Annotated in this window: 8 protein-coding genes, 1 tRNA gene and 2 pseudogenes; 4 read left to right on the plus strand and 7 right to left on the minus strand. The window is 36.5% G+C overall.

Features of this window, described 5'->3' with window-relative positions; genetic code table 11:
• Positions 1–345: His/Gly/Thr/Pro-type tRNA ligase C-terminal domain-containing protein (locus tag G577_RS11435; RefSeq protein ID WP_038027709.1), on the plus strand; the 345-nt coding region annotated here is incomplete at its 5' end.
• 376 nt (positions 346–721) lie between these two features.
• Here the strand turns inward: G577_RS11435 and tnpA are convergent.
• The 5 genes and pseudogenes from tnpA to G577_RS11440 form a co-directional block, all read right to left on the minus strand.
• Positions 722–1,177, minus strand: a complete 456-nt coding sequence (gene tnpA / locus G577_RS0109290) for an IS200/IS605 family transposase (protein ID WP_014124664.1) — start codon at positions 1,175–1,177, stop codon at positions 722–724.
• 195 nt (positions 1,178–1,372) lie between these two features.
• Positions 1,373–1,447, minus strand: a tRNA-His gene (locus G577_RS0109295).
• A 76-nt stretch (positions 1,448–1,523) separates the two neighbouring features.
• Positions 1,524–1,955 (minus strand): annotated as a pseudogene (locus G577_RS0109300) (IS5 family transposase); the annotation flags it as partial.
• Positions 1,956–2,475: 520 nt separating this feature from the next.
• Positions 2,476–2,565, minus strand: coding sequence for a putative holin-like toxin (locus tag G577_RS12075; RefSeq protein ID WP_021353390.1), 90 nt, complete (start codon positions 2,563–2,565; stop codon positions 2,476–2,478).
• Positions 2,566–2,693: 128 nt separating this feature from the next.
• Positions 2,694–3,386: pseudogene (locus tag G577_RS11440) on the minus strand (ABC transporter permease); the annotation flags it as partial.
• 95 nt (positions 3,387–3,481) lie between these two features.
• Here G577_RS11440 and G577_RS0109315 point away from each other — a divergent pair.
• From G577_RS0109315 to G577_RS0109325, 3 genes are all read left to right on the plus strand, one after another.
• Positions 3,482–4,054 carry a recombinase family protein gene (locus tag G577_RS0109315; protein WP_013650692.1) on the plus strand — a complete coding sequence of 191 codons (573 nt, stop codon included), beginning with the start codon at positions 3,482–3,484 and terminating at the stop codon, positions 4,052–4,054.
• A gap of 87 nt (positions 4,055–4,141) precedes the next feature.
• Positions 4,142–4,927, plus strand: a complete 786-nt coding sequence (locus G577_RS0109320; RefSeq protein ID WP_013650693.1) for a ParA family protein — start codon at positions 4,142–4,144, stop codon at positions 4,925–4,927.
• A 79-nt stretch (positions 4,928–5,006) separates the two neighbouring features.
• Entirely contained in the window at positions 5,007–5,207 is a 201-nt protein-coding gene (locus tag G577_RS0109325) for a hypothetical protein (RefSeq protein WP_028790961.1), read from the plus strand.
• Positions 5,208–5,657: 450 nt separating this feature from the next.
• Here G577_RS0109325 and G577_RS0109330 read toward each other — a convergent pair whose 3' ends face one another.
• Together G577_RS0109330 and G577_RS0109335 are read right to left on the minus strand one after the other, a co-directional pair.
• Positions 5,658–8,246 carry a DEAD/DEAH box helicase family protein gene (locus G577_RS0109330; protein WP_013650694.1) on the minus strand — a complete coding sequence of 863 codons (2,589 nt, stop codon included), beginning with the start codon at positions 8,244–8,246 and terminating at the stop codon, positions 5,658–5,660.
• Positions 8,243–9,511, minus strand: a 1,269-nt coding sequence (locus G577_RS0109335) for a DNA methyltransferase (protein ID WP_028790962.1), incomplete at its 5' end; no start/stop codon positions are given. The genes G577_RS0109335 and G577_RS0109330, both read right to left, overlap by 4 nt.

Consider the following 9,511-nt stretch of genomic DNA (forward strand, 5'->3'; position numbering starts at 1 on the left):
GTTGAACGTTTATTGTTATTAGTTCAAAAAGAGAATCCTGATTTTACTCCCAAATACGGACCAGATGTATTCTTTGCTTCAGCAGATGATGAAGGTGATGAGCTTGCATTTGAAGTTCTTGATAAGATTCGAAAGAACGGTGTTTCTGCAGACAAGAATTATCAGGATGTCAAGGTAGGCTCACAAATAAAGGAGGCGATAAGAAGAAAAACCCGTTACTATGCCGTTATCGGCAAAAAAGAAGTTGAAGAAGGTAAGTTTGAATTATCTAAAGTTGATTCCGATCAAACACAAACGGTCAGTGTTAAGGAATTTGAAGATAATCCAACTAAATTCCTCAGCTAATCTATTCAACCTGGGATTTTAAACAATTGTTTCAATCTAGAGTGATAATCGTTGTTACGGTCAACGATGATTGTCTGAATGTCTAGAAAGCGCATGAATCAATACACAAGATTTACTCTGACATGATTATGGAGGTCAAACGGAAATGCGGTTACTTCTTATCATCATAAAGATCTAATGATGATAGAGTTGACACAGCATTCCGGTTGGCCCCCTTTTCGTATGCACATCATAACCACCCTTCAAAAGGGGGGTTTGCTCTGGGGCTATAAGCCCCCAATACTAGCCAGCGTCTCAAGGCGCTGGCTTTCACTTTGTTCAAGCCACACTGGTTTTGTCGCTTTTGCTACCTCTCAAGAGGTGTTTTTATCACTCTCTAACCCTTAAAAGGGTCTGCATATTCTCGAACACTTAGTTTATCTAAGGCCATATCATGTTTTTCTTGCTCTTGAATATATTTCTTGATGGTTGCCTCATTAAGACCCACTGTGCTCACATAATAACCTTCTGCCCAAAAATGACGATTCCCAAATTTGTACTTCAAATTGGCATGTTTATCAAACATCATCATGGCGCTTTTTCCTTTTAAATACCCCATAAAGCTAGAAATACTTATCTTCGGTGGTATACTTACGAGCAAGTGAACATGATCGGGCATCATATGTCCTTCTAGGATTTCTACACCTTTATAACTGCACAATCTTTTGATAATCTCTTGTAGACTTGCTCTGTATTGATTATAAACAATTTTTCTTCTATACTTGGGGGTGAATACAATATGGTATTTGCATAACCATTTTGTATGGGCTAAACTATTTGCTTTGTTAGCCAACTGAATCTCTTCCTTTCATTACCATGTAGCCTGAACAACTACATTGTAACGCTAGTGAAGAGATTTTTTTAGTATAACTTTTTCCTTTCCACCCGCATAGCGGGTGGTTTTTTGTTTCGCACGCTACGCGAGCTCAACCCGGTCTAAAGACTTAATAAAAAGCTTTGGAGTAGCTCTCCTCCAAAGCTTCAAAAGGGCGATATGCGGGATTCGAACCCGCGCGTGACGGATCCACAAACCGCTGTGTTAACCAAGCTTCACCAATATCGCCGTGACATTATATAGTACAGATATAATTCTACCAGTAATCCGTATTATTTCAAGATGTGTTTTCCTAAGAGGCTGTCTAAAATCTCTTGAGTAACAGTGCTAAAAACGTCAAAACAACCATTTGCAGACTGGTGGTTAATTGACGCTCACAACTTTTCCAAAGTCGCCGACAATTCTCTAACCAACTAAAGGAACGTTCAACTACCCAACGTTGGGGCATGACTTCGAATCGATGCAACTCACTACGCTTCGCAACCTGCACGGTTGCGTTTAAATTACTTGCCACATCGAGCTGAAAATTAACGCCTGAATAACCACCATCGACTAAGACATTTTGAACCTGGCGTAAATGCATGGCATGTAAAGCGATCATTGCACTGGCCCCGTCTCGATCAGAGACGTTCGCTCGCGTCATGTGAATGGCCTGCGGAAAACCATTGATATCAACTGCCAGGTGGCGCTTAATCCCCGAGATTTTTTTACCAGCGTCGTAACCTTTTGTTGTTGCTCGTTGTACTTGGATGTCTTAACAAAAAGTATAAACTGTAATTATTAGTAAGTATATTAGGCCACTAGGGTATACCCTAGTGGCCTTACTTGTCTGCATGAACTGCGGACAGCTACCAAAAGTTCAATAGCGTTGTCAAAATTAGATGATAATTATCAATCGATTAGAAATCAGAGGCACATAAGGTAGGGCCAGTTGGCTTGAAAATTAAGAGTGGGATTAAATTCCCGTGTCAAACCAAAAAGCGCTTAAAATGCAAATATGAGCGTTTAAAGATATTCTACATAGAAGATCGTACCGCGAGAGTTTGCTACCGGTGCACGGTCACGCTACGGGCTGCCAGAAATTTGCTTTAAAATAGTCGAAAGTTAATTAAAGTCATGCTATAATGTGGATATGAAAAAGGAAGCCTTGCGCTAACAAGACTTCCTACGCAAGCCGCTTCAAAGGCGGTGGCATTAGTTAACTAAACGATACTGTCGTCCCGTAACTCGCCAAAGTTATGATCGGGGCGGCTTTTTTATTTGTGGTGCTTGTCGATATAGCTGAGAAGCGCGATTAAAAACGTGCCAAACAGCAACATCAACGAGAGTGTCTGGAAGACGCTCATTGACTGTGAAACCTTCCTGAAGATTATTCCATGTTCCCATAGACCTCACCTCGCAAGGGAAAAGACAGCCACCGCCCTTAAAACTTCTTGCTTAATCTATTATACAGGTAAATGGGGATAGAACAATGTTATGCATAATCAGATTTCTTTAATTTTTGAGCCATAAATAGCCAAGCTACTAACGAAAACAACAGGACTATCAACACCGTTATGTAACTCGTGTTTCCGTGATAGGTTAACGAACCGTTATTATAATTAACAATTTTCAAGAAAGCAGTAATTGGATAATAGTCTTGCAGATTTTGCCCAGCTATAAAGACGCCAACAAAGCCATAAACAAAGGCGATAACCACGTTGAGATAAGATGAGGATTGCCGAATAAACAAAATCAAGATTGGTAAGACAGCGATAAAAACCCCTAAGCTAATACCAGTTAACTGAATCATTGCGCTCAAAGAATGGTACACGGGTTCACTTTTATGGGGTAAGAAAAGGAAGATCAAGTATGTTAAGAGCGCGTTTAAAGCTGCAAACGCCAAATTGATTAAGCATAAGACAGCTAATTTGCTAACATACAATTTATTAACAGGAACAGCGCAAGTAATGTTATTCTTTAGTGCTCCAGATATATGCTCAACATTAATTAAATAGTTACTAAAGATAACAATCATTGCCGGTAAGACTAAACTAAAACTATCCCAAATAACGATATTCATAAAATCAGTGTAATTATAGAGTGAATGTTCATTGCCACTGTATAGTTGAAATATTGAAAGTAGATCAGTAAAGATAAGGGAAATGAAAAATACGAGTAAGACGTCACATCTTTTAAGTTGTGACCTGTATTTTTATATGCTATAATGACAGCAATTATAATAAGTCATAACTTAGGATTAAAAGCTAAGGAGATTTAGAAATGAAAATTGGTTATGCAAGGGTAAGTACACAAGACCAAAAATTAGAAAATCAAATAGAAGAATTGCAAAAAGCCGGCGCAGAAAAAATTTATCAAGAAAAATTTACAGGGACGACAACGCAACGTCCGGTTTTTAATGAGCTTCTTCAGACGTTCAATGAAAATGATATGCTTATTGTGACAAAATTAGACCGTTTTGCTAGAAATACTCGAGAAGCTTTAGAAATTATACAAATGCTTTTTGAACGAAATGTCAAAATTCATATCTTGAATATGGGGATAATTGATAATACGCCCACAGGGCAGCTGATTTTTACCATTTTTAGTGCTTTTGCACAATTCGAACGGGATATGATTGTTTCACGCACTCAAGAGGGAAAAAAGTACGCAAAACAGCACGATCCTCATTTTAAAGAAGGGCGTCCGAAGACTTATTCTGACGAACAAATTCGATTGGCTTATGAATTAAGACAAAAAGGAATGACCTATAAAATGATTGAACGAAAAACAGGCATTAGTGTAAAAACGCAACAAAGACGATTTAAAAAATATCAGTATAGTAACACCATATAGTACGGCATATTATGATATATTTAGCAATAAAATGATATAGCATATCATTGCATGCCATGGTATAATACATTTGAAAGGAGAAATATAATGGAAATTATTACTTTTTCTGCTACCAAAGGCGGTGTAGGAAAAACAACCCTAACTTTTAATTATGGTGAATGGTTATCTGACAAGGGGTATAATGTTCTACTAATTGATAGTGACCACCAGTGTAGCTTAACACAGACATACGACGTTTATCGAGATCATGGGACAATTGCAAATATTTTTACTAATGATGACAGGAACGTTGAACTCATAAAAATACACAATAATTTGTCTTTGTTACCAGCATCAATGAATTTAGATAATGTTAATAACGAGATTCAAACAAAACCTAATAAAGAACTGATAATGTATATGTGGTTAGCAGATCATTATGAATACTATAAACAGTTCGATTATGTTTTAATTGATTGTCACCCCGATTTTTCAACCATCACACAAAATATGATTGCTATTGCAGACTATGTATTTAGCCCAGTTGAACCTAGTGAATACGGATTTACTTCAAAAAACAATCTAGAATTAAGATTGCGACAACTAAAAAAAGAAATTATTAGAGTTGATACTAGAGAAAGCTTTGTAACAGCCGAACTAAAATTTCTTGGTAATAGAATTAAACATAATACAAAATCTTCACGTGAGTTTATTGAAGCAATGAAAAAAGACTCAAGAACATTAGCTTTTATTCCTGAAAAAGAGCTATTTAATAAGTCGACATTAGATCATACTCCTTTAATCATTATGAAGAAAGATCAAAAAACGTTATCTAAACATAAGCAATTTTTCGAGGAAATCAATCAAATTTTTACTATGCTAAGAGAACTATAATACATCATATCATATTACACTATAATATGATATGATGTATTATAGCACGGTATAGTATAATATAAAAAGGAGAACGATTATGGCATTTGAAGATAAAGCAGAAAATATAAAAGAAAGTTTACCTAAAAAAAATATTTCAAGAGATAATGAACCCAGAATTTCAAAATCTTATACATTAAAGAAAAGAGTTGCAGAAGAACTAACGAAAAAAGCAGAAGCAGAAGAAATAACTGCTTCAAGATATTTAGAAAAATTATTACGTAAAGAATTTAATCTCTAAAACAATTGTAATGAAGGTAAAAAATGAAAGCAGATTTTATAAGTATCTTGCTGTGTCTGTACTTTGATTATTTGTGATTTAAACCTATTGTTTTTATCGTTCATTCTAATAATCATGACGTCTAATGTATAATCAAGTGTTTTTTAAAGAGCTATAGGTAACGGCTGTACAGCAGCACGATTCTTACAAAAGTATTCCAGATGGGGTCCGATGAGTCTCACAGGCACGTGATTCCTCAAGCATAAATCCTATTAAAATAGGTCAGCTAGTCATTATACTAGCTGACCATACTTACATTTGGGACCTCTTATGCTTCAAATAATGATCATATGCGTTAACTTGTATCCTCCTTAGATTTTAAACCTCAATATGTCTAAAAACGTTAAATTCTAAATAGTGAAAAAATTACTTTTCAAGCTCTTTTTCATTTTAAATATGAATATGCTACCTCTACGTCAATTTATCCTGAAAGTCCTTTTTGAACGCTACTTTTCGTGCTGCGTCATTCGTATAAAATCTTAGTCCGATTAAACGTACCTGTTCATTTTCCGATAAAATCTCCAGATCTTCTCTGGTGTTTAGGGACTTTAAAAACTCCTCTTTCCACTGATCCTTTAGGAGTAAATGCTCTCCTTTTGGTTCTAGGAAAACCTGATACGTATAATCTTCATCTTTCATATAAAGCAGGAAGTCTGGCATAAATCCTCGTGTGCCATCAATCTCTGTAATTTTCACTTTCCGTTCGTTGCGGATAAGATAGACATCTTCATATTTTTCTTGCAATGTTTCCACGTAATCTTGGATAAGATCAATAAAGTCATGCTCCAAATGGTTCCCAATGGCTTGGTCATAAATATACCAATCCTGCCCTTTCATATTCCTTGTTTTGGTAATATCCGTTGCCTTTGTAACCTTACTCAATTCCACCACATAATCATCGATCAACTCTGAGAAAGAATAGCCTTCAAAGTATGGTGTTCCCTTCACTTTCATGTAGTTGGAACGAATATGTTGCACCGCATAATCCAGAAAACGTTCGACAATTTTAAGCTTCTGACAAGGGGATAAATCTTCCGTTGTAACATTCACGGGAAGCGACACCCAAATCGATAAATCACCCAGGAAATCCTTACTTTCGATAAATTCCTTCATACTGGAAATAGCCGGCACATACTGTTTTAAGTGGCTAAAACGATAAAACTTGTTGCGCTGAATGGCTTTTTGTATCAATCGTCGGTCAATAGGCAAAGCCTGTTCATGCGTTTGTTTACTAGTCATAGTTTCTTTTTCACCAATACGTTGTTCAATCATGCGTTCATAATCCACTTCATAATCCGTAGAAATATTATAATCTCTTAAATCTTGATAATCGTCTTCGGTCGTCGGTACGACCTTATTAATATAAATTTTGCCGTTTTGAAACCATTCTGCTCGTTTAACTTTCCCTTTTACTTTCGCCTGAAGACGATAGTATTCATCTTTCTTCACTTCAATACGGGCAGCCTCCAACGATTTTTCCAGATTTTTAATATACGCATTATCATTGATAGTGTGGTAATGCAGTGCTTCAAGGACTTTTAAATCACTAGGCTTTTCATCAAAACGCCGTGTATAGGTTTTTTCACCTTCATACTCGAATGGATAATATCTTGCCCCGCGTCCGATTAATTGGGCTTCACTATCGGTGGTTGCCTTTGTCCCTGTTGCCCCTTCACTGATACGGACAATATCAAATAAATTGAGCACGTCCCAGCCTTCATTTAACTTGGCTACTGCAAAGATGGTGCGAATCGGATTATTGGTGTCTTCCAACGTGTTCAAAAGAAGGGCGTTTTGTTCCTCCAAGAAATCTTGACTGTTTGCATTGATAGTTGTTTCCTCCGTAAACTCCCACTGGAGGTCACGGACGACTTGCGTTAGTTCCTTGCCTGCATAATACTGAAACATCTTATGCCAAATACTGCCCGGGCTGGCGTGTACCGCCATACCATGCTGGATGATCTGTTCTAACTGGTTCACGGTAAGCCCTGCAACCATCTTAAAAAAGGCAGCATTCGCTTCTTTGGAAGTGGCAATTTTATTCGATTTAAACAAAATGATGGGCTTGAGATCGATGCCGTGATCGTTGGCTATATATTTGCGATACTGGCTTAATAGTATCGCATCTATCATCTTGACACTGTCTTCTTCATTCGCCCGTAGCAACACCACATTCTTGGAATAACCATCCTGCATGAACCGTTTCAAATCATATTGATAGACCACTTTATCACTATATTTATGGAACAGGGCATCATTCGTCCAATCAATCGTTGCCGTGTACTCAAACAACCGATTATTCGGGTGAAGGTTGAGTAAACGCTGAACGGTGTGTTCCCAGGTCTTTTCCTGTAACTCTTTTTTATTTAATGTTTTCTTGTCATTTCGTGTGAGTGCGTTGATATGATGTGCTTCATCCGCCAATAAAACAATGCTTGTCTCTTCCAATGCTTCATAGGTCAAACCATTTTCCCGTGGGTTGGTTAAATCCATATGGAGTTTCTGGATGGTCGTTAATTTTAAATAAATCGTTTTGACAGCAGGGTTCGCCGGAAACGTATCGACAATCTGAATCGTCACCCGTTCCCCGTCTATTTCAATGCCGTCTCTCGCAAATAGATACTTGGGGGATACTTGATTCGTCAGGTTATCATACGTCTTTTTGATAATCGCATCACTGTTGACAAAGAAAATAAAATTTTGTTGCTGATGCTCGCCGTAAAGATAAAGTATGGTTGCCGCAAGCACCAACGTTTTCCCTGAACCTGTCGCCATATGAAACAGCAAATGGTTATAAGACATGTCTGCCGCATCGGATCGCTGCGTGTAGATCAATTGACGGATCGCCCCTTCTTGGTACGGGCGCAAGTTGTGATGTAAATTATCTTGTATATAGGATGGTATATCCGGCACAATATCCGACACATTGGCGTAATCACTTTCCAATTCAAATAACTGCTGAAACCGTTGTTGAATTTTACTATGTAACAATTCGCTCATGACTCCTCATCCTCCCCATAAAAGGAACGGTTAAAAGCCTTCACATCATCAGGGATGCTGTAAGATGCATCGTCTATTTCCGAGTAATTGAGATACATCTGATTGGCATCCAAGGCTTGGATGAGAACGTCCTTTTTCTCTTCCAGTGACAGTGCTAAAAAGTCTTCATCGTCGTTTGCAATACGTTCTATATGAACTTGAAAGTCTAAAAAAGCTTCTGTTTTTATTCTTTCAATTAAATTGAAAAGCTCATCATTTGAATCGATTGCCTGAATTCGATTCACAAATTTCTGATTTAATTCATGTAATTCTGCGTAAACAAAACTTCCTCCTCCTTCCCAATTACAACGTTGCGAAACGCCTGTTTGTTCACCGCTAATAACATTTTTAAACCTCTCAATCGCCAAATCTTCAATATAATCTAATTGTTCTAAACCAATAAATTGTCTTTGAGTTTTTAAGGCAGCTGCAATACTTGTACCTGAGCCCATAAAAAAGTCTAATACAATTTCTTCTTTTTTGGTTAAAGATATTATTAAATCATAAATTAATCTTTCTGGCTTTTTTCCACTAGACAATTTTACATTTCCTTCTTTATTGACATTACCCATATCTAAATAATAACCGCTCCACCAATCTCCTCTAATTTTTCTAAACCCATATGTGGAAAAAAAATCATTAGAATATCCATATGAAGCACCTAAAAACATTAATTGCTCTATGCTATTACTTTTCCTTTCTAAATAATACTCTCTACCATTACGTTCAACACGAACAACTTCTCCCTCTATAAAATTGTTAATGTTAAATCCAGTCACTTTATCATACCTGAATATATTATGTTGATAATCATCAACAAATTCTTTAAATTCATTAGAAACTTTATACATTTCTGATAAGCCCAAAAACTCTATATTTGGATACTGCTCCATAAATACATCTTTTACATTTTTTACTTTATAGTCATAAGTTAAAAATTTTGAATAATGCATATCATAATCTGATCTTGGGTCGTATAAAAGATTTTCAATAATATTTTTACGCCCATCTTTAGAATAAAATAATAAGTATTCTGTATTTTTAACTATACCGCCGTTTTTAGCAGCAGCTACTTTCATTCCTTGTGTTGCTGACATCTCAACACAAACTTGTGTAACAAATTTATTATTCCCAAAAATTTCATCACACAATACTTTTAAATAATGATTTTCATTATTATCTGTCTGAATGACAATCACACCATCTTCTTTCAGTAGACTAAAGGC

Origin of the sequence: Tetragenococcus muriaticus DSM 15685, from assembly GCF_000423785.1 — a bacterium.
Classification (GTDB): Bacteria; Bacillota; Bacilli; order Lactobacillales; family Enterococcaceae; genus Tetragenococcus; species Tetragenococcus muriaticus.

Bases quoted from the DNA above. Each gene is read 5' to 3' on its own strand.
- G577_RS0109325 (WP_028790961.1), top strand. From the start codon at position 5,007: ATGGCATTTGAAGATAAAGCAGAAAATATAAAAGAAAGTTTACCTAAA.
- G577_RS0109320 (WP_013650693.1), top strand. From the start codon at position 4,142: ATGGAAATTATTACTTTTTCTGCTACCAAAGGCGGTGTAGGAAAAACA.
- G577_RS0109315 (WP_013650692.1), top strand. From the start codon at position 3,482: ATGAAAATTGGTTATGCAAGGGTAAGTACACAAGACCAAAAATTAGAA.
- G577_RS12075 (WP_021353390.1), bottom strand. From the start codon at position 2,565: ATGAGCGTCTTCCAGACACTCTCGTTGATGTTGCTGTTTGGCACGTTT.
- G577_RS0109330 (WP_013650694.1), bottom strand. From the start codon at position 8,246: ATGAGCGAATTGTTACATAGTAAAATTCAACAACGGTTTCAGCAGTTA.